Source organism: Kitasatospora sp. NPDC001309 (assembly GCF_042896295.1).
Classification (GTDB): Bacteria; Actinomycetota; Actinomycetes; order Streptomycetales; family Streptomycetaceae; genus Kitasatospora.
In genome coordinates, this window is the sequence record NZ_JBIAXC010000034.1 from 88511 (window position 1) to 108408 (window position 19898).

14 protein-coding genes, 1 pseudogene and 1 riboswitch are annotated in these 19898 nt (G+C 72.3%); of the genes and pseudogenes, 8 read left to right on the top strand and 7 right to left on the bottom strand.

All coding sequences use genetic code 11. From position 1 onward, the window contains the following. Positions 1-130: 130 nt before the first annotated feature. The gene (locus ACFY2K_RS29470; RefSeq protein ID WP_380522633.1) at positions 131-1654 is read right to left on the bottom strand and encodes an aldehyde dehydrogenase family protein; all 1524 of its coding nucleotides are present in this window, start codon (positions 1652-1654) and stop codon (positions 131-133) included. A gap of 319 nt (positions 1655-1973) precedes the next feature. Next, positions 1974-2921, bottom strand: a complete 948-nt coding sequence (locus tag ACFY2K_RS29475; protein ID WP_375895905.1) for a terpene cyclase — start codon at positions 2919-2921, stop codon at positions 1974-1976. Positions 2922-3251: 330 nt separating this feature from the next. Here ACFY2K_RS29475 and ACFY2K_RS29480 point away from each other — a divergent pair, with 330 nt between their 5' ends. Then, a complete protein-coding gene (locus tag ACFY2K_RS29480; protein ID WP_387715459.1) occupies positions 3252-6269 on the top strand; it encodes an ATP-binding protein in 3018 nt (1005 codons plus the stop codon). 223 nt (positions 6270-6492) lie between these two features. Then, the gene (locus ACFY2K_RS29485; protein WP_380400420.1) at positions 6493-7569 is read left to right on the top strand and encodes an aldose epimerase family protein; all 1077 of its coding nucleotides are present in this window, start codon (positions 6493-6495) and stop codon (positions 7567-7569) included. On the opposite strand, the gene ACFY2K_RS29490 is transcribed toward ACFY2K_RS29485, so the two are convergent. After that, complete coding sequence (locus tag ACFY2K_RS29490) at positions 7566-8114, bottom strand: GNAT family N-acetyltransferase (RefSeq protein WP_380522636.1); 549 nt, start codon at positions 8112-8114, stop codon at positions 7566-7568. The genes ACFY2K_RS29485 and ACFY2K_RS29490 overlap by 4 nt on opposite strands. 308 nt (positions 8115-8422) lie before the next feature. On the opposite strand from ACFY2K_RS29490, the gene ACFY2K_RS29495 reads away from it, so the two are divergent. From ACFY2K_RS29495 to ACFY2K_RS29515, 5 genes are all read left to right on the top strand, one after another. Then, entirely contained in the window at positions 8423-9703 is a 1281-nt protein-coding gene (locus ACFY2K_RS29495) for an extracellular solute-binding protein (protein ID WP_387715463.1), read from the top strand. 110 nt (positions 9704-9813) lie between these two features. Continuing rightward, the gene (locus ACFY2K_RS29500; RefSeq protein WP_375895918.1) at positions 9814-10815 is read left to right on the top strand and encodes a carbohydrate ABC transporter permease; all 1002 of its coding nucleotides are present in this window, start codon (positions 9814-9816) and stop codon (positions 10813-10815) included. 55 nt (positions 10816-10870) lie between these two features. After that, positions 10871-11776, top strand: a complete 906-nt coding sequence (locus tag ACFY2K_RS29505; RefSeq protein ID WP_380644161.1) for a sugar ABC transporter permease — start codon at positions 10871-10873, stop codon at positions 11774-11776. A 55-nt stretch (positions 11777-11831) separates the two neighbouring features. Beyond that, positions 11832-13547 carry a glycoside hydrolase family 13 protein gene (locus tag ACFY2K_RS29510; RefSeq protein WP_387715468.1) on the top strand — a complete coding sequence of 572 codons (1716 nt, stop codon included), beginning with the start codon at positions 11832-11834 and terminating at the stop codon, positions 13545-13547. Positions 13548-13572: 25 nt separating this feature from the next. Continuing rightward, the gene (locus ACFY2K_RS29515; protein ID WP_375895926.1) at positions 13573-14592 is read left to right on the top strand and encodes a LacI family DNA-binding transcriptional regulator; all 1020 of its coding nucleotides are present in this window, start codon (positions 13573-13575) and stop codon (positions 14590-14592) included. Positions 14593-14833: 241 nt separating this feature from the next. On the opposite strand, the gene ACFY2K_RS29520 is transcribed toward ACFY2K_RS29515, so the two are convergent. Then, entirely contained in the window at positions 14834-16126 is a 1293-nt protein-coding gene (locus tag ACFY2K_RS29520) for a transglycosylase family protein (protein ID WP_380522639.1), read from the bottom strand. Between the two features lie 7 nt (positions 16127-16133). Then, positions 16134-16304: riboswitch (cyclic di-AMP (ydaO/yuaA leader) on the bottom strand. A gap of 477 nt (positions 16305-16781) precedes the next feature. Further along, complete coding sequence (locus tag ACFY2K_RS29525) at positions 16782-17732, bottom strand: hypothetical protein (protein WP_380522640.1); 951 nt, start codon at positions 17730-17732, stop codon at positions 16782-16784. A 558-nt stretch (positions 17733-18290) separates the two neighbouring features. Between ACFY2K_RS29525 and ACFY2K_RS29530 the strand changes: the two genes are divergently transcribed. Then, on the top strand, positions 18291-18554 hold the full coding sequence (locus ACFY2K_RS29530) for a DUF397 domain-containing protein (RefSeq protein ID WP_375895934.1): 264 nt from the start codon (positions 18291-18293) through the stop codon (positions 18552-18554). Positions 18555-18831: 277 nt separating this feature from the next. Here ACFY2K_RS29530 and ACFY2K_RS29535 read toward each other — a convergent pair whose 3' ends face one another. Both ACFY2K_RS29535 and ACFY2K_RS29540 read right to left on the bottom strand, forming a co-directional pair. Next, positions 18832-19401, bottom strand: coding sequence for an ATP-binding protein (locus ACFY2K_RS29535; protein WP_375895936.1), 570 nt, complete (start codon positions 19399-19401; stop codon positions 18832-18834). A gap of 397 nt (positions 19402-19798) precedes the next feature. Then, positions 19799-19898, bottom strand: a pseudogene (locus tag ACFY2K_RS29540) (IS481 family transposase); the annotation flags it as partial.

Sequence of the window (19898 nt, forward strand, 5' to 3'; positions counted from 1 at the left end):
CGGCGCGTCGGCAAAATCACTGGATTCATGTGCTTAGATCCCGAAACAGGCGATTTGCCCGGTGAGTCCGCCGCGGGGAGTGGCGGTGGAGCGGGAGGCCCGGCGGTCGGGCCTCCCGCTCCACTCTCGTCTAGAAGAAGCCGACCGCGTCGGGGGAGTAGCTGACCAGCAGGTTCTTGGTCTGCTGGTAGTGCTCCAGCAGTGCCTTGTGGGTCTCCCGCCCGATGCCGGAGTTCTTGTAGCCGCCGAAGGCCGCGTGGGCCGGGTAGGCGTGGTAGCAGTTCGTCCAGACCCGGCCCGCCTGGATGGCGCGCCCGGCCCGGTGGGCGGTGTTGATGTTGCGGGTCCACACGCCCGCGCCCAGCCCGTACTGGGTGTCGTTGGCGAGCGAGACCCCCTGGTCGAAGCCGTCGAAGCGGGTGACCGAGACCACCGGGCCGAAGATCTCCTCCTGGAAGACCCGCATGCTGTTGACGCCCTCGAAGACCGTCGGCGTCACGTAGTACCCGCCGGCCAGCGCGCCGCCGAGCTCGGCGCGTTCGCCGCCGACCAGGACCTTGGCGCCCTCCGCCTGGCCGATCTCGAAGTAGGAGAGGATCTTCTTCAACTGCTCGGTACTGGCCTGCGCGCCGACCTGGGTCGCGGTGTCGAGCGGGTTGCCCTGGCGCATGGCGCGCACCCGGGCCAGGCCGTCGCCGAGCAGCCGCTCGTAGACCGGGGTCTCGATCAGCGCGCGGCTGGGGCAGGTGCAGACCTCGCCCTGGTTGAGGGCGAACATCGCGAAGCCCTCGACGGCCTTGTCGTAGAACGCGTCGTCGTCGGCGGCGACGTCCGCGAAGAACAGGTTGGGGCTCTTGCCGCCGAGCTCCAGGGTCGCCGGGATCAGGTTGTCCGCGGCGGCGCGGGCGATCAGCCGGCCGGTGCTGGTCTCGCCGGTGAAGGCGAGCTTGCGGACCCGGGGGCTGGCGGCCAGCGGGGCGCCGGCCTCCTCGCCGAAGCCGGTGACGATGTTGAGCACGCCCGGCGGCACCAGGTCGGCGGTCAGCTCGGCGAGCAGCAGCACCGAGGCCGGGGTCTGCTCGGCCGGCTTGAGCACCACGGCGTTGCCGGCCGCGAGCGCCGGGGCGAACTTCCAGACCGCCATCAGGATCGGGAAGTTCCACGGGATGATCTGGCCGACCACGCCGAGCGGCTCGTGGAAGTGGTACGCCACGGTGTCCTCGTCCAGCTGGGAGAGGCTGCCCTCCTGGGCCCGCAGCGCGCCGGCGAAGTAGCGCAGGTGGTCGACGGCGAGCGGGAGGTCGGCGGCCAGCGTCTCGCGGACCGGCTTGCCGTTCTCCCAGCTCTCCGCGACCGCCAGCTGCTCCAGGTTGGCCTCCATCCGGTCGGCCATCCGCAGCAGCACCCGGGCGCGCTCGGCCGGGGAGGTGCGGCCCCAGGCCGGGGCGGCGGCGTGGGCCGCGTCCAGGGCGGCCTCGATGTCCGCCGCGGTGCCGCGGGCGACCTCGGTGAAGACCTCGCCGGTGACCGGGGTCGGGTTGTCGAAGTACTCGCCGCGCGCCGGGGGCGTCCAACCGCCGCCGATCCAGTGGTCGTACCGGGAGCGGTAGGCGACGATGCTGCCGGGCGCACCGGGGGGCTGGTAGACCGTCATGCTCTGTGTCTCCTCGCGACGTCGGGCGCCCCGGCGCCGAGCGGGCCGGGGACGGCACGCCGGACCGCCGCCCGGTCGGGGGCTGTCCGGCGGAGGGTGCGGACACGCAGTCGGGCCGGCGCCCCGCCGGGGCGCCCGCCGACGAGCACGATAACCGCCGGGCGCGCGGCGCGGCTACGGTCCGTACGACCGGCTCGTACGGACGGTGGGGGTTCCGGACGTTCCGGGCCGGGCGCGCGGGGCGCGTCCGACGGCGCGCGGTCCCGGGCGCGCCTCGGACGGGCCCGGGCGGAGCCGGACGGCGTCGGGCCGGGGTGGGTCAGACCGCGTGGTACCGGCCGGTGCGGGCTTCCCAGCTCAGGTAGCCGGCCAGCCAGGTGAGCAGCCCGTCGGCGTACCGCTGGGCGATCGCGCTCTCGATCCGGGACAGGCCCAACTCCCGGTACACGTCCGGCAGTCGGCCGTGCAGCTCGGCGCAGCGCTCGACCATCAGCTGGGCCTCCGCCATCACCGCGGCGCAGGCCTCCTCGGCCGAGCAGTGGCGCTCGCGCTGGACGATCATGACCAGGTTGTTCACGTCGCCGCGCGGGGCCTCCAGCGGGAACGAGCGCACGTCGTTGGAGAGCGACGGTATGTCGGCCGCCAGCTGGCGGAGTTGACGCAGGACCGGGTGGTGCAGCACGGAGGCGGGGACCTCGAACTGGCCGAGTCGTTCGACCATGTCGAAGATGGTCTCCATCGCCGCGGTTCCCCGTCTGAGTTCGAGGTAGCCGTCCCGGTCGGGCGGGCGCGCGGAGATCCGGCCGGCCGCCTCGGCCGGGTGACTGGCGAAGTAGTACTCCCAGTTGTAGGCGGCGCGGGCCTGCCAGCGGGCGGGCATGCCGCGCACGCTGCGGCTCCACAGGTCGGCGAAGGCGGTCTCGACCGGGGAGCGCTGGTCGGGGCGGGCGCCGTGCAGGACGGCGATCAGCCGTTCGCAGATCGGGGCGACCTCGGCCGGCCGGCGGCCGAGCGGGCCGTCGAACTGGTCGTCGAAGAGGAAGTAGAACCCCATCAGGTCGGCCGCCAGGGCGAGTTCCTCCGGTCCGGCGTCCGGGTAGCCGAGCGCGGCGAGGTCGACCACCTCCCAGTGGGCGTAGCCCGGGTGGTCGGCGTCGGGGAGCAGCGGGTGGCGGACCAGCCAGTCGCGGTGCACCGCGGTGGCGTACGGGCCGTGCGGACTGCGGCGGTGCGGGAACGGGATCTGAAGTGAGGTGTCGTCAGACATCGGACTCCCGGTGCAGCGGTGGGTGGGGGCGCTTGTGGTTCGAGCACTGAGTGTGGGGGGAGTTGACGCGGCGGGGCGCGGGGGGTGAGGGTGGTTGCGCAAGATCATCCGCGCCTCGCGGGCCGTAGGGTATCTGATGTAATGATCGGACGTTAGGGATATAGGGCAATTGCCCTTGGCAAGCCGTCCGAACCCTCGCCGTCCGCCCCAGCCTGCGCGAATGCCGCACAGCGAGCCCTACACGGCGCTAACCTCGGCTCCACGAACAGTAGTGACGGGCCGGCTCCCCGCGCGTGGCGGGGCGGAGCCGCGAGCGGGTGAGGCGGAGGCGTGACGGTGACCGATCAGGGCAACGAACTTCGGACGGGAACCGGTTCCGAACGGGACGAGGACGGCCCCGCGCCCCGGGTCAGGCTGCGCGACCGCGACACCGAACTGCGCTCCGTGGAAGCGGCCGTCGACCGGCTCTGCCGGGAGTTCGCCGCCGGCGGCACCGAGATCGGCGAACTCCTCGCCTTCTCCGGCCGCCCCGGCATCGGCAAGACCAGCCTGCTGCACGAGGTCCGACGGATCGCCAGCCTGCGCGAGGGCGCCACCGTGCTCTTCGCCCGCGGCGGCGAACGGCAGTTCAAGGAGCCCTACCACGTGCTCCGCCAGCTCCTCCAGCCCGTCCTGACCCGGCTGGAGGCCGACGAGTTCAGCCAGGTCATGGGCACCTGGGAGGAGGTCGTCGGACCGGCCATGGGCCTCAAGCAGCCCAAGGCCGGCGCCCGCCGCCTCGACCCCCAGGGCGTCCGCGACGGCCTCGACTACGTCCTCACCCAGCTCGCACCGCGCCGCGCACCGATGGTGATGATCGTCGACGACCTGCACTGGGCGGACGCCGAATCCCTCTCCTGGCTCGCCAAGTTCGCCGTCCGCTCCGGCGAACTGCCCGTCCTGCTGGTGTTCGCCTTCCGCGAGGACGAGAACGACTGGTTCGGCGAGACCCACGAACTGCGCCGCGGCGTCCTGGGCCTGGCGAGCCGCAAGCACGAACTCAGCCGGCTCACCCTGAACTCCGTCTCCGACATGATCCGCGCCGAACTCGGCGACCGGGCCGAGGACGCCTTCTGCTACGAGTTCTGGAACGTCGTCAACGGCAACCCCTTCGAGGCCGTCGCCCTGCTCGACCAGGTCCGCGACCAAGAGCTCGAACCCGTCGAGGAGAACTCCCGGCAACTGCGCGAACTCGCCGTCGACGCCACCGGGATGACCCTCAAGAGCTGGCTGGACCGGCTAGGCCCCGCCACCCTGCGCTTCGCCTGGGCCTGCGCCATGCTCGGCACCGACATCCGGATCGACCTGGTCACCCGGATCTCCACCCAGAGCGGCGAGGGCGCCCGCGAGTCCATCAAGCAACTGCGCAAGCAGCGCGTGCTCACCCAGGCCCCCAACGGCAACCTCGAGTTCGTCCACCCGCTGATCGCCAGCTCGATCTACAACACCATGCCGGAGGCCACCCGCCTCGGCATGCACGGCATCGCCGCCGTCGAGATCGAGAACGCCGGACTCGGCCTGCTCGCCGCCTCCCGCCACCTGGTCGAGACCCACTCCGGCGAGGGCGACGACCGGATCGTCAAGAAGCTGCGCCGCGCCGCCGTCGAGCACCAGCTGATCGGCGCCCCCGAAGCCGCCCAGCGCTGCCTGCACCGGGCGCTCAACGAGCCGCCCGCCGACGACATCAAGGCCGAGGTGCTGTACGAACTCGGCTGCTCCGCGCTGCTCACCGACCCCGGCGCCACCGTCAACCAGCTCAGGCTCGCCCTCGACCCCGACGAGGGGCCGCTGCGCCCCGAACTGCGGGTGGACGCCACCTTCCGGCTCTCCGAGGTGCTCGCCCACAGCGGTGAGCTGGGCCAGGCCGCCCTGGTCTGCCAGGAGGAGGCGGAGCAGACCACCGACCCGGTCCGGCGCCAGCGGCTCCAGGCGGCCTCGTTCATGTGGCACGCCTTCCGCAAGGCCGAGGAGAACGGGCCCGAACGCTCCCGTCGGCTGGAGCAGCTCTACCTCAACCTGGCCGGCCGGGAGGCCGCCGACCGGGCCGTGCTGGTGATGCGCGCCTGGGACCTCACCCTGCGCGGCGAACCCTCCACCGACGCGCTCGCGCTCGCCGACGAGGTCCTGGACGGCGGCCGGCTGCCCAAGGGCCTCGGCTGGACGGACACCACCTGGGGCTTCGAACTGCCCTCGATGCTCTGCCTCACGTACATCTACAACGACCGGATCGCCCAGGCCGAGCGGCTGGCCGCGGACGCCATCATCCAGTTCGAGCTGGCCGGTTGGAGCGGCGCCCACCGGGGCTTCGCGTACTTCCTGATGGGGCTGGCCCGGTTCCGCCGCGGACTGCTCGCCGAGGCCGAGGACTTCCTGCGCCGGGCCTACCGGATCTCCGAGCGGATCGGTGCCAAGCTGCCGCTGGCCTGGGACGCCGTCGGCGTGCTGGTGGACACCCTGATCGCCCGCGGCCGGGTCGACGAGGCCTGGGAGCTGGCCAACGAGTTCGGCTTCCACCCGCCGTACCACGCGACGGCCATGGTGCTGCCGGACGCGGCCTCGCTGTACGGCAAGCTGCTGGTCGCCAAGAAGCGGCACGCCGGTGCGGCCGCCGCGCTCACCGAGGCCAGGTCGCAGCTGGAGGTGCGCGGCTGGCGCAACACCGTCTGGGCGCCCTGGGCCGGGCACCTGGCCATCGCGATCTCGGCCGACGAGCCGGAGCGTGCCCGCGAGTACGCCCAGAAGGCCGTCGACGACGCCCGCAGGTTCGGCACCGCCTCGGCGATCGGCAGCGCGCTGCGGTTGCAGGCCCGGATCGCGGACGGCCAGCAGGCGGTGGAGCTGCTGGAGCAGGCCGTGGAGCACCTCGGGCAGTCCCCGGCCGGGTACGAGCACGCCGTCGCGCTGGTCGAGCTCGGCGCGGCGCAGCGCCGGGTCGGGCGGCTGGAGGACGCCCAGGAGTACCTGTACCAGGGCATCGAACTGGCCCAGCACTGCTCGGCGGAGCGGCTGGTCGACCGGGCCCGGCGGGAGCTGGCCAACTACGGCCTGCGGCCCAACCGGCTGGGGGTGCACGACTTCCAGGAGACGCTGGAGGCGCTCAGCGGGCCGGAGCGGGACGTCGCCGACCTGGCCGTCAAGGGCGTGCCGCCGCAGCGGATCGCGGAGCGGCTCGGGGTGCACCTGAGCCTGGTCAACCGGCGGCTGGCGGCGGTCTACCGCAAGGCGGGCACCGGGCCGGACGGGCTGGCCTCGGCGCTCGGGCTGCGGCCGGAGCCGGGCCAGGAGCCGGGTCAGGAGCCGGGGGAGTAGCGGGGCGGCTAGCGGGGGGCAGGGGGCGTCCGGGCGGCGCGCGTCCGGCGTACGGTGCCCGGCGGCCGGTGGCGTCCGGGCGGCGCGCGGTGGCGTGGGAGCGCCCCCGCCGGGGCCGCCCTCGCTAGGCTGACGGGCACCACGGGGGGCCGCTGCGACGCCCCCCGGACGGATCGGGACACCGGGCGGAGGCGGCAGCGCCGTCGCCAGTGAGGAGCAGGCCATGGCGAGCGAGGCCACCAGTGTGCGCCGCGAACCCCTCGACCGCTCGGGCGCGGGCGCGGCGATCCAGCGCTGGACGCTGACCTCCGGCCCGTACGAGGCGAGCGTGCTCAACCTCGGCGCCACCCTGCACACCCTCACCGCCCCGGACCGGGCCGGCCGCCCGGCCCAACTGCTGCTCTCCACCGACGAGCTGGCGCAGATCCTCGGCCCGGCCCGCCACTACGGCACGGTGGTGGGCCGGTACGCCAACCGGATCGACGGCTCCGTCGTCACCGTCGACGGCGAGGACCACCCGCTGGCCCCGACCGGCGGCGGGGTCACCATCCACGGCGGGCCGGACGGCTTCGCCCAGCGGATGTGGGCGGCCGAGCCGGTCGACGGCGGGGTGCGGCTGCGGCTGCACAGCCCGGACGGCGACCAGGGCTTCCCGGGCGCGCTGGACGTGACCGTCACGTACACCCTGTCGCACACCCCGGGCGAGGGCGGCGAGCTGGTGATCGACTACCGCGCCGTCACCACCAGGCCGACGGTCGTCAACCTGACCAACCACGCGTACTTCAACCTTGCGGGTGAGGGCGGCGGCGACGTCCTGGGCCACCTGCTCACCCTGGACGCCGACGAGTACACCCCGGCCGACGAGCGGCAGATCCCGTACGGGCGGACCGAGCCGGTGGCCGGGACGCCCTTCGACTTCACTGTGGCCACCCCGATCGGCAAGTCGGTGCACGACGAGCACCCGCAGCTGGCCGGTCCGGGCGGCTACGACCACAACTGGGTGCTGCGCGCCCGACCGGCGGACGGCGGCCCGGCGCGGGCGGCGCTGCTGGAGGACCCGGTCAGCGGCCGCACCCTGGAGGTGCTCACCACCGAGCCGGGCGTCCAGGTCTACACCGCGAACAAGTTCCAGGGCGCGGTCACCGGCGCGCGCGGGGTGCCGTACGGGCCGTTCGCCGGGATCGCGCTGGAGACCCAGCACTTCCCGGACTCCCCGCACCACCCGGCGTTCCCGAGCACCGTGCTGCGGCCGGGGGAGGAGTTCCGCTCGACCACCGTGCTGCGGCTCGGGGTCAACTAGCGGACGGCCCGGGCGGGGCCGGGGTCGGCCGGGGTCGGCCGGGGCCCGTCGAGGTCCCGGCGCATGCAGAGCCGGGGCCAGCGGTCGAGGCCGTGCTCGGCCTCCAGTCGGCGGATCCGGCGCAGGCCCGGGGTGAGCTCGTCCTCGCCGAGCGGGCGGAAGCCGCAGCGGGCGTAGTACGGGGCGTTCCAGGGGACGTCCGCGAAGGTGGTCAGGGTGAGCGCGGGGGCGTCGGTGTCCTCGGCGAGGTGCTCGATCAGGGCCCGTCCGATGCCCCGGCGGGCGTGGCCGGGGTGGACCGAGACCTGTTCGACGTGCAGCGCGCCGTCCACCGGTTCGGCCAGCAGGTAGCCGACGATCGTCCCGTCGGGGGCCTCGGCGGCCAGGGCGGTGCCGTGTTCCAGGTAGGCGGCCAGTTCCTCCGGGGCGGGGGGCTCGTCCGCGGCGATCTCCGGCATCCCGATCTCCGCGAACGGGGCTCCGGCGGCCCGCTCCAGCTCGGTCAGCAGGGGCAGTTCGTCCTTCTCGACGGCTCTGATGCGCATGCGTCCAGTCTGCTGCAAGCGGTTTCCGGCCACGGAGGGTGGCTGCACCGGTCACCCGGGCTGGGACGAAGCGGACGGATGCGGACATCGCGCCGCGCCGTCCACTACCGTGCGGCCACGTCCAGGACACGCGGATGTAACGATCGCGGCTTCTTGCAGAAACTTGCTGCAAGACCTTTCCGTCGATCTTGCCCCGCTGTTAACTTCCTTCCCGAGCCCGACGGCAGCAACGGTGCGGTCGGCACGAGGCAGCCATTATGCGCCTGTCTCCGAACATCTCGGGCACCCCCACCCTCCTAGGAGTTCTCATGCGGCGTGGCATCGCGGCCTCTGCCCTCGTTGTGGCCCTCGCGGTCTCGATGGCTGCCTGTGGCAGCAGTGGCGGCTCCGGCTCCGACGGGAAGGCCGACGGCCCGGTCACCCTCACCTACTGGGACACGTCGAACGCCACCAACGAGGCTCCGAACTACCAGGAACTGGCCAAGAAGTTCGAGGCGGCCAACCCGAACATCAAGGTCAACTTCGTCAACGTGCCGTTCGACCAGGCGCAGAACAAGCTGCAGACCGCCATGGGGGCCAAGGGCGCGCCCGACGTGTTCCGCTCCGAGGTCGGCTGGACCGCCGCCTTCGCCAAGGCCGGCTTCCTGGAGCCGCTGGACGGCACCCCGGCCGCCGCCGACACCTCCGCCTTCCAGCCCAGCCTGATCCAGCAGGCCAGCTACGGGGGCAAGCTGTACGGCGTCCCGCTGGTCACCGACACCCTCGGCCTGCTCTACAACAAGGACCTCTTCGCCAAGGCCGGCATCACCGAAGCCCCCAAGACCTGGGACGAGCTCAAGACCGACGCTGCCGCCGTCAAGGACAAGGCGGGCGTCGACGGCTTCTGGATGAAGGCCGCGGACGGCTACTACGCGATGCCGTTCCTGTTCGGCGAGGGCACCGACGCCGTCGACGCCGCCGCCAAGAAGATCACCGTCACCTCGCCCGAGGCCGTCAAGGGCATCGAGACCTACAAGTCGATGTTCACCTCGCCCGGCACCGCCAAGGCCGACGTCACCACCGACGCCTACGCCCACATGATGGACGCCTTCAACAGCGGCAAGGTCGCGGCGATCATCCAGGGCCCCTGGGAGATCACCAACATCTACAAGGGCTCCGCGTTCGCCGACAAGAAGAACCTCGGCATCGCCGCCGTCCCGGCCGGCTCCAGCGGCAAGGCCGGCGCCCCCACCGGCGGCCACAACATCGCCGTCTACGCCGGTGCCGACAAGGCCCACAAGGCCGCCGCGGAGAAGTTCGCCGCCTTCATGACCTCGGCCGAGAGCCAGGCCTTCATCGCGCAGAAGAACTCCACCCTGCCGACCCGCGCCGACGCCTACACCGCCGACGTCAAGGCCGACCCGGGCATCGCCGGCTTCCAGGCCATCCTCGGCAGCGCCAAGCCGCGCCCCGAACTGCCCGAGTACAGCTCGCTGTTCGACTCGCTCGGCACCAACCTCGGCAAGGCCGTCCAGGGCACCGGCACCCAGGACGCACTGAACACCGTGGCCACGGACTACGCCAAGCTCCTGCCGGGCTTCGCCAAGTAGTCCCCGCAGCCCGGCCCGCCGACCCCGGCGGGCCGGGCCGTCGGCTCCCCGAGGCCGTCGGTTCCCCCGAGCCGCCGGCCTCCCCGAGAACCCCCGAGAAGGTGCAAACGATGTCAGTCGCCGTGCAGGGCGCCACCGGCAAGGGCAGCCGGGAGCGCGATCAGCGTCCGGGTCCGCTGGAGCGCCTCAAGCGCTCCTACGCCAAGCACTGGTACGCCTACGCGATGATCGCACCGGTGGTGCTGGTGCTCGCGGTGCTGGTGTTCTACCCGCTCGTCGAAGGCGTCTGGCTCACCCTCACGGACGCCAACAGCCTCAACGTCGCCCGCAAGATCGGCGTCAACGAGATCCCGGCCAGCTACCAGTACGTCGGCTTCCACAACTACGCCGACATCCTCTGGGGCCCCGGCTCGTACGACCGCTTCTGGTCCCACTTCGTGTGGACCATCGCCTGGACGGCCGTCTGCGTCAGCCTGCACTACACCCTCGGCCTCGGGCTGGCCGTGCTGCTCAACAAGAAGCTGCGCGGACGCGCGGCCTACCGGATGCTGCTGATCCTCCCGTGGGCCGTGCCGACCTTCGTCACCGTCTTCTCCTGGCGGCTGATGCTCTCCGACGGCGGCGTCGTCAACACCGTGCTCTCCACGCTGCACCTGCCCGAGCCCGGCTGGCTCACCGACCCGTGGGCGCAGAAGGCGGCCGCGATCCTGGTCAACACCTGGGCCGGCGTGCCGTTCATGATGATCTCGCTGCTCGGCGGCCTCCAGTCGATCCCGGCCGAGCTGTACGAGGCCGCCGAGATGGACGGCGCCACCCGATGGCAGCAGTTCCGCCACATCACCCTGCCCGGGCTGCGCTCCGTGTCCTCGACCGTCGTGCTGCTCGGCGTGATCTGGACGTTCAACCAGTTCAACGTCATCTTCCTGCTGTTCGGCAACGGCGCCCCGGACGCCCAGCTGCTGGTCACCTGGGCCTACCGCCTGGGCTTCGGCCAGATCCCCCGGGACTACGCCGGGTCCGCCGCGTACGGCGTGATCCTGCTGTCCATCCTGATCGTCTTCACCGCCTTCTACCGGCGCTGGCTCGCCCGCAACGAGCAGGCCAACGGCTAGGGGCTCGTCCCCCCCAGGCCCCGGACCCAGTTGACCCACGAAGGCAGGTAACCCGATGAGCACCACCACCGAACGCCCCGCCCCCGCGGCGGCCGCGGCCCCGGCCGCCCGCCCGGCGAAGTTCCGGCCGCGCGGCGAGAGCAGCCCGCTGTCCAAGGCGCTGTCCCACGGCGTCCTGATCGTCGCCAGCCTGATCGCGCTGTTCCCGATCGCGTGGATCCTCTTCGTCTCGCTCGGGCCGGACAAGAACGACTACCTCCACCCCGGTGACATCTTCGGCAAGATCACGCTGTCGAACTACCAGAAGGTGCTGGGCGACACCGACTTCTTCACCTGGTTCGGCAACTCCCTGCTGGTCGCCGGGGTGACCACGGTGTTCGGCGTGCTGCTCGCCGCCACCGCCGGGTACGCCGTGTCCCGGATGAAGTTCCCCGGGCACAAGCCGCTGATGTGGTCGCTGCTGGTCACCCAGATGTTCCCGATCGCGGTGCTGATCGTGCCGATGTACACCATGCTCTCCGCGCTCGACCTGCTGGACAGCTACGCCGGGCTGATCCTGGTCTACTCCACCACCACCGTGCCGTACTGCGCCTGGCTGATGAAGGGCTACTTCGACACCATCCCGGTGGAGATCGACGAGGCCGGCCGGGTCGACGGGCTCAGCCCGTTCGGCACCTTCTGGCGGCTGGTGCTGCCGCTCGCCCGCCCCGGCCTGGCGGTGGCCGCGTTCTACTCCTTCCTCACCTACTGGGCCGAGGTGCCGTTCGCCTCCACCTTCATGCTCAGCTCGGACAAGTACACGCTGGCCGTCGGCCTGCAGAGCTTCGTCAGCGAGCACGACGCCCAGTGGAACCTGATGGCCGCCACCGCCGTGCTGATCGCGATCCCCTCCGCGGCCTTCTTCTACCTGGTGCAGCGCCACCTGGTCACCGGCCTGACCGCCGGTGCCTCCAAGTCGTAACGCTCCCAGGCCCCTTGCTTCCCAGCGCTCCTCCGATCCCCAAGGGATACCGTCCATGACCCAGAACCTGGCCGACACCTCCCGGCCTGCCGCCGACACCGCTCACGAGGCGGCCGCCCCGGCTCCTGTGCGTGGCGGCGCGTCCAGAGACTGGTGGCGGGACGCGGTCATCTACCAGGTGTACCCGCGCAGCTTCGCCGACTCCAACGGGGACGGCATGGGCGACCTGCCCGGCATCCGCAGCCGCCTGCCGTACCTGCGGGACCTCGGTGTGGACGCCGTCTGGCTCTCCCCCTTCTACGCCTCGCCGCAGGCCGACGCCGGCTACGACGTCGCCGACTACCGCGCCGTGGACCCGATGTTCGGCACCCTGCTGGACGCCGACGCGCTGATCCGGGACGCCCACCTGCTCGGCCTGCGGATCATCGTCGACCTCGTCCCCAACCACTCCTCGGACCAGCACGAGTGGTTCCAGCGCGCCCTGCGCGAGGGCCCCGGCTCCCCGCTGCGCGACCGCTACCACTTCCGCCCCGGCAAGGGGGAGAACGGCGAACTGCCGCCCAACGACTGGGAGTCCATCTTCGGCGGCCCGGCCTGGACCCGCACCGAGGACCCGGACGGCACCCCCGGCGACTGGTACCTGCACCTGTTCGCCCCCGAGCAGCCCGACTTCAACTGGGAGAACCCGGCCGTCGCCGACGAGTTCCGCTCGATCCTGCGGTTCTGGCTGGACATGGGCGTGGACGGCTTCCGGATCGACGTCGCCCACGGCCTGGTCAAGGCCCCCGGCCTGCCCGACCTCGGCGGCTCCGACCAGCTCAAGCTGCTCGGCAACGACGTCATGCCGTTCTTCGACCAGGACGGCGTGCACGAGATCTACCGCAGCTGGCGCCGGATCCTCGACGAGTACCCGGGGCAGCGGATCGGCGTCGCCGAGGCCTGGACCCCGACCGTCCAGCGCACCGCCAACTACGTCCGCCCCGACGAGCTGCACCAGGCCTTCAACTTCCAGTACCTGGGCACCGGCTGGGACGCCACCGCGCTGCGCGAGGTGATCGACCTCTCGCTCGACTCGATGCGCCCGGTCGACGCCCCCACCACCTGGGTGCTGTCCAACCACGACGTCACCCGGCACGCCACCCGGTTCGCCAACGAGCCCGGCCTCGGCACCCAGATCCGCACCCCCGGCGACCGCGCGCTCGGCCTGCGCCGCGCCCGTGCCGCCACCCTGCTGATGCTCGCGCTGCCCGGCTCCGCGTACGTCTACCAGGGCGAGGAGCTCGGCCTGCCGGACGTCACCGACCTGCCCGACGAGGTCCGCCAGGACCCGTCCTTCTTCCGCCAGGCCGGCCAGGACGGCTACCGCGACGGCTGCCGGGTGCCGATCCCGTGGTCCGGCACCGAGGCCCCGTACGGCTTCGGACCGGCCGCCGGCGGGCCGTCCTGGCTGCCGCAGCCCGCCGAGTGGGCCGGGCTCAGCGTCGAGGCGCAGACCGGCGACCCGTCCTCCACGCTGGAGCTCTACCGCAGCGCGCTGGCCGTGCGCAGGGCGCAGCCCGACCTCGGCGCCGGCACCGGGGTCGAGTGGCTGGACGCCCCCGAGGGCACCCTCGCCTTCCGGCGCGGCTCCTTCGTCTGCACGGTGAACACCACCGGCGAGCCGGTGCGGATACCCGCCCCCGGCCGGCTGCTGCTCTCCTCGAGCGAACTCGGGGTGGACGGCGGCGAGACCGTGCTCGCACCGGACAGCACCGGCTGGTGGGCGGTCTGACGTGGGTGCAATAGGCTCTGGGCCCGTGACTACGGCGCGACTCTCAGACATCGCGGCGCAGGCGGGGGTCAGCGAAGCCACCGTCTCCCGCGTGCTCAACGGCAAGGCGAACGTCTCCGCGGCCACCAGGCAGACCGTCCTGGCGGCGCTCGACGTGCTCGGCTACGAGCGGCCGACCCGGCTGCGCCAGCGCAGTGCGGGCCTGATCGGGCTGATCACACCGGAGTTGAGCAACCCGATCTTCCCCGCGCTGGCCCAGGTGATCGAGCAGGTGCTGAGCCGGCACGGGTTCACCCCGGTGCTGTGCACCCAGACGCCCGGCGGGTCCACCGAGGACGAACTGGTCGAGATGCTGGTCGACCGGGGGGTGGCGGGCATTGTCTTCGTCTCCGGGCTGCACGCCGACTCCACGGCCGACCACGACCGCTACGCCCGGCTGTCCGGGCGCGGGGTGCCGTTCGTGCTGATCAACGGCTACAGCGAGAAGATCGAGGCGCCGTTCATCTCGCCGGACGACCGCTCCGCGATGTGGATGGCCGTCCAGCACCTGGCCGAGCTCGGGCACGAGCGGATCGGCCTGGCGGTCGGGCAGCGGCGGTACGTGCCGGTGCTGCGCAAGATCGAGGGCTTCACGGCGGCGATGCGCGAGGTGCTCGGGCGCAGCCGGGAGGAGGCCGAGGACCTCGTCCACCACACGCTGTTCAGCGTGGAGGGCGGGCACGCGGCGGCCGGCGCCCTGCTCGACAAGGGCTGCACGGCGATCGTCTGCGGCAGCGACATGATGGCGCTCGGCGCGATCCGGGCGGTGCGCCAGCGCGGGCTGTCGGTGCCGCAGGACGTCTCGGTGGTCGGCTTCGACGACTCGCCGCTGATCGCCTTCACCGAGCCGCCGTTGACCACCATCCGCCAGCCGGTCGAGGCGATGGCGACGGCGGCGGTGGACGCGCTGCTGGAGGAGGTCGGCGGGAACTCCGCCCAGCGCGGGGAGTTCATGTTCCAGCCGGAGCTGGTGATGCGCGGGTCCACCGGGGCCTGCGCGCGCTGAGAACGGGTGGTCCGGGCGGACCGGGCCGACCGACGGGCCCCGGAGGGCGGTTGCTCTCCGGGGCCCGTCGGCGTGCTGTGCCCGGGGGCGGTCGGTCCGGATCTGTCAGATCGGCCGGTCCGGTCGGCCGGCGGTCGGTCGGACCGGCTGGGTGTACGGGCACGCCGGAGCCCCGGGAGGAGCGGAGGCTCCTCCCGGGGCTCCGGCGTCAGCCGTCGGCGGCCGCGCGGTCCCTGGTCGCTCAGACCCGGCCGGCGAAGTCCGGGGCCCAGTTGGCGACGGTCTGGAGACGGACGCCCGAGCTCGGGTTGGCGGCCTCGACGTACTGGCCGTTGCCGATGTAGATGGCGACGTGGTAGACGCCCGAGTCCTGGCCGTTGTTGGACCAGAACAGCAGGTCGCCCGGCTGCAGGCTGTCCAGCGAGACGTGGGTGCTGGCGGCGGCCTGGTCGGCGGCGACGCGCGGGATGTTGATGCCCGCGGCGCGCAGCGCGGCCTGGGTCAGGCCGGAGCAGTCCCAGCCGCCGTTGCCGGTGCCGCCGTAGACGTACGCCTGGCCGACCTTCGACTGGGCGAAGGAGACCGCGGCGGCCATGCTGCCGGAGGCGGCCGGGGCCGGGGCCGGGGTCTGCGCCTGGGCGGCGGGCTTCGACGCGGGCTTGGTGGCGGACGGCTTGCTCTGGGCGGTCGGCTTGGCGTTCACGGCACCGCCGTTCGAGGCCTGGCCGGCCTTCTTCGAGCGGTCGAACCAGGTGAAGTCCGAGCCGGACTTGGCGGCGGAGCCGTCGGCCTGGGCCGAGGTGCCGTCACCGAAGGTCAGCTGCTGGCCCGGGTAGATGGTGTCCGGGCCCTCGGTCAGGGTGCTGCGGTTGAGGTCGTACAGCCGCTGCCAGCCGCCCTGGACGTTGTGCTTGTCGGCGATCGAGGACAGCCAGTCGCCGTCGACGACGGTGTAGCCGCCGGCCTGGGCCTGCGCCTGGCGCTTCTGGGCCCAGGTGCTGTCGGCGGACGGGGCGGAGGCGGCCGCGGCGTCGTCGGAGGCCTGGGCCTGGTCCTGCGCGGGGGCGGCGGGCTTCGCGGCCGGCTTGCTCGGGGCGGCCGGCTTGGCGGCGGGCTTGGCCGCGGTGGAGCCGGCCGAGGTGTCGACGGTGGGCGCGGCGCCGCCCTTGGTCAGACCGGCCTGGACGGAGCAGACCGGCCAGGCGCCGGGGCCCTGCGAGGCAAGGACCTTCTCGGCGACGGAGATCTGCTGGTCCTTGGTGGCCTGGTCGGCCTGCGGGGCGTAGCTGGTGCCGCCGAAGGCGGCCCAGGTGCTGGAGGTGAACTGGAGGCCGCCGTAGAAGCCGTTGCCGGTGTTGATGCTCCAGTTGCCGCTGCTCTCGCACTGGGCGACCTTGTCCCAGGTGGCGACGGAGGCGGCGTTCGCGGTGCCGGTGGTGAGGCAGGGGACGGTGAGGCCGACGCCGGCGACGCCGAGGGCGGCGATCACGCGACGGGTGCGGCTGGACAGGCGGTTGCCGTTGGAAGGCAGCATGAAGACGCGGTCCTCTCCCACGCCTGCGAGGTGAGCTGTCGGATTCGGGCTGGAGTTGCCCGGCCGCGCTGTGGGCGCGGCTTCACCCCTAGCCCTGGACCGTTCCGGAAAACGGTCCGGGGCGACTTACCTGTGGTTCCCCCGCTCCTGCCGTGATGCGATTTCGCGCTGCCAGGACATCCGACGGCAGGACTCGGCGTCGCGGATGAACTGGGTCCGTGTGGTCACGAACGGGGAGCACGTTAAGCAGACTTAAGTTAAAACTGCAAATACCTGTGATGCGCATCACGGTTTAGTGGAAAACGTCAAATGGGCCGTAATTCATGATCGTAAATGATCGTTTTCCGGCAATATCGCAGCGGATTCTCATAACTGGCTCCGCCTCAGAAAAGAGGTGACGGAGCGTTGGGGCACAAGGGGCGCGCGCCCGAGGCGCGGGGGAGCGGTAGTGAATCGCGCGCTGGGGAACGCGCCCGTCATTCGCCGAGTGTCCATTGACAAATGAGCTGGAAACGGACATTGCGCCGCATTGCCCGCTTAGCGCACCAGCGGGGTGAATCGGAACACGCCGAAAGGGCCCGGAACGAGGTCGTTCCGGGCCCTTTCGGCAGTGCGGGTCCGCCGGCGGTGGCCGACGGGCGTTCAGTGGGTCGTGCTAGCCCTCCACGGGCCCTTCGGCGGCCGCGTGGGCGCGTCGGGAGCCCTCCCCGGCCCCGACGGCGGCCGCGGCCTCCGCCTCGGCCTCGGCGAGCTCCTCCGCCGTCGGCACCGGCAGGGCGGCCAGGTAGGTGGAGGCGATCAGCTGGCCGACCGTCGGGTAGGCGCCCAGCGGCGCGGCCGACGGGCAGCCGGTCTCCTCGGCGGCCGTGGCGAGCAGCTCCGGGTCCGCCTCCGGGCCGATGACGAGCGGGGCCAGGGCCGGGCGCTCGGAGCCGGTCTCCCGGAGGTGGCCGACGGCGGCGGCGACGGAGCCGGGCACGTCGAGCGCGGCGGCGACGACCGGCACGGCCAGTCGGGCGGCCAGCAGCACGCCGGTGATCCCGGCCGCGGCGGCCGCGTCCTCGCCGCCGACGGTGGTCAGGACCACGCCGTCCGCGGCGGTCGCGATGGCGAACAGCCGGGCCCGGTCGGCCCGCGCCAGCCCGGCCTCGGACAGCCGGACGTGGACGGCCTCGGCCAGCAGCGGGTGCGGGCCCAGCGCGTCGGTGACGGTCGCGCCGTACTGGGCGGCGAGGGCGTGAAGCCCGGTCAGGAAGTCGTGCGGGCCCGGGACCAGCGGCACCACCACGGGCGTCGGCAGTCCGGCCTCGGCGGCCGCCTCCAGCAGCTCCGCGACGGTGCGCTCCTGCGGGTCCGCGGCCGCGGCGTCGGCGGCCGGGAGGTAGCCGACCGCGGCCTGGACGCCGGTGTGCTCACTGCGGACGATCGAGAGGAGTTCCTCGACGACCGAACGGGACTCGGGCCCCGCGGTCGCGGGTACGGCGAGCACCAGGGCCGGCGAGCCGGTGCGGATCTCGGGGCGCTCGGGGCGGCGGTGGCGCCCCCGCGCACGGGAACCTGGAGTGCGGACGGGCAGTGGCGCGCCCGGGATGGCTGCGGTGCTCATGCCGGAGATCGTAGGACATCTGCCCGTCAGGCCTGCAGTCGGCTGCCGTACGGGCTTCGGGCGGTCGCGGTGCGGAGGTCGTGTCCCGGCCGCCCCGGTCCGGGGCGATTGCCCACAATCCGGACATTCCTCGCCCAAGCCCCGTACGGAGTCCCTCAGTTGCCCTGACGTGTCCCGCGGGGTGGCGCGTTGCACCGGAGTCGCGTGAGATGTCTCACAGCCGCCGGGCGGCCTGACGGAGGGTCACGGGAGGGCGACTCCCGGCATTCGAAGATCAACATTCAGCGGGGAACCGCTCACGGCCGGTTATGGACGAACCGTCGATTCAGTCGCCTATGTCCGTTTACGTACCGTCAGGAGAAGGGTCCGTGAAGAGTTCGCGGCGACCGTCGAAAAGCCTCGTGCACCTGCAATGTCCCGTGCTGATGCACGTGCACTGCGGCTATCATCACGTCAAGTGAGGCGTTGTGCCGGGCCGGTACGGGGCCGGTCCGTTCGTTCGGCGGGTGCCGGGGCGCCGCGCTGGACGACAACTCCGGAGCTCTTCGGGAGACTTCTATGCACGACTCGCAGGACACGCACGGTTCCGACCACGCCCACAACGGGATGGCCGCCGCCGACCTCACGGGGGTGGTCTGGCAGAAGAGCCGGCACAGCAACTCCCAGGGAAACTGCGTCGAGTTCGCGGCCCTGCCGGGCGGCGACGTGGCGATGCGCAACTCGCGCTTCCCGGACGGCCCGGCGCTCATCTACACCCGGGCCGAGATCGCGGCCCTGCTGCTGGGTGCCAAGGACGGGGAGTTCGACCACCTCGCGGTCTGACCGGCCGCTGCTCCACCATCGGGGGGCCGTCGTGGGTGCTGACACCACGACGGCCTTTGTCTTTGTCCGGGCCCGGAGCCGGAGTGCCTGGAGCCGGAGTGCCCGGAGCCGGAGTGCCCGGAGTGGGAGTGTCCGGTGTGGGAGCGCCCGGAGTGGGAGCGGGCAGCCGCCTTCGGCGCACTGATCACGTCCCGGCCCGGCGCGCGGGCGGGCCGGAGGTCCCGGGGTGTGGTCCTCCCGGGTCGTTCCTCGGCCGGCCTGGGCCACGGGGCGGGCCCTAGGCCGAGCGCCGGTGCCGTCCACCGATCTCGACCCGGCCGGCCGGCGCGGTGCCGTCGAGCAGGGTGGCGTCCAGTCCGTTGCCGCAGCCGGTCTCCGCCTCGAACACGGCCCAGACCACCTTGCCGCTGCCCAACGGGTGCCAGCCCCAGGAGCGGCTGAACGACTCCACCAGGTGCAGTCCGCGGCCCGATTCGGCGACGAAGTCCGCCTCCCGGGCCACCGGGCCGGCACTGCTCGGGTCGCTCACCGCGCAGACCACCTGGGGGGCGCGGTGCACCAGGCTTATTCGGATCGGCAGCCGCCCTTCCGGGGTCGGCTGTATGGGAAAGTCGTACTCGCCCAGGGCGCCGCCCGAGGGGTCGGGCCGTGCGCCGATCGCATGCCGGAGCGCGTTGGTCACGAGTTCCGAGGCCACCAGGGCGACGTCGTCGAACAGCTCCATCAGGCCCCAGCGCTGGAGCGAGGCCCGGGCGAAGTCGCGTGCGGTTCTCACGGCTTCGAAGCGAGGAGCGAGCGTACAGGTGACCACATGGGGGTCAACTGCCAAAGCCGTACCGGTGCTCATGAAGAGCTCCTCCCATAAGGGGGCGGACACGGCTGGACCCGCCGGGGTCATGCCGGTCACCTCCGACTCGCTCGGCCGCTCGGCCGCCCCCTCGACCAGGCGCGCGCGCACTCGAACGCCCGATGGCGCGGGGGACGCCGTCGGGCCGGTGCACGGAGTCGCGCGTGGGGTCGACGCGGAGCCCGCGGGATTGCCAGGGATGTGCAGGTGCACGTGCACCATGGTGGTGTGCGCTCACTGCAGATGCAAGAGTCGATTCACGTGCAGTCGCACTATTGGCATATGCAAGCGCCGGATGCACGTGCATCCTGGTGTGCGGAGTGCGGAACTGATAGGAACATCCGTCAGTATCGGCACCGTGAGCGCTCAACTGATGGCAGACTGTGCGCTGTTTGCCCTAGGTGTTCTGTCCTGTGAGGTTGGGGACGCGGCTGGCGGGTGGCTTGCCTGCGAGTGCGGTGTGTCCGCGGTGGTGATTGTAGGTGTGGAGCCAGTCG

Excerpts from the sequence above, each read along its gene's own strand:
- ACFY2K_RS29525 (WP_380522640.1), bottom strand. The coding sequence starts at position 17,732 with ATGAGCACCGCAGCCATCCCGGGCGCGCCACTGCCCGTCCGCACTCCA.
- ACFY2K_RS29510 (WP_387715468.1), top strand. The coding sequence starts at position 11,832 with ATGACCCAGAACCTGGCCGACACCTCCCGGCCTGCCGCCGACACCGCT.
- ACFY2K_RS29495 (WP_387715463.1), top strand. The coding sequence starts at position 8,423 with ATGCGGCGTGGCATCGCGGCCTCTGCCCTCGTTGTGGCCCTCGCGGTC.
- ACFY2K_RS29500 (WP_375895918.1), top strand. The coding sequence starts at position 9,814 with ATGTCAGTCGCCGTGCAGGGCGCCACCGGCAAGGGCAGCCGGGAGCGC.
- ACFY2K_RS29485 (WP_380400420.1), top strand. The coding sequence starts at position 6,493 with ATGGCGAGCGAGGCCACCAGTGTGCGCCGCGAACCCCTCGACCGCTCG.
- ACFY2K_RS29530 (WP_375895934.1), top strand. The coding sequence starts at position 18,291 with ATGCACGACTCGCAGGACACGCACGGTTCCGACCACGCCCACAACGGG.
- ACFY2K_RS29520 (WP_380522639.1), bottom strand. The coding sequence starts at position 16,126 with ATGCTGCCTTCCAACGGCAACCGCCTGTCCAGCCGCACCCGTCGCGTG.
- ACFY2K_RS29470 (WP_380522633.1), bottom strand. The coding sequence starts at position 1,654 with ATGACGGTCTACCAGCCCCCCGGTGCGCCCGGCAGCATCGTCGCCTAC.
- ACFY2K_RS29505 (WP_380644161.1), top strand. The coding sequence starts at position 10,871 with ATGAGCACCACCACCGAACGCCCCGCCCCCGCGGCGGCCGCGGCCCCG.
- ACFY2K_RS29535 (WP_375895936.1), bottom strand. The coding sequence starts at position 19,401 with ATGAGCACCGGTACGGCTTTGGCAGTTGACCCCCATGTGGTCACCTGT.
- ACFY2K_RS29475 (WP_375895905.1), bottom strand. The coding sequence starts at position 2,921 with ATGTCTGACGACACCTCACTTCAGATCCCGTTCCCGCACCGCCGCAGT.
- ACFY2K_RS29490 (WP_380522636.1), bottom strand. The coding sequence starts at position 8,114 with ATGCGCATCAGAGCCGTCGAGAAGGACGAACTGCCCCTGCTGACCGAG.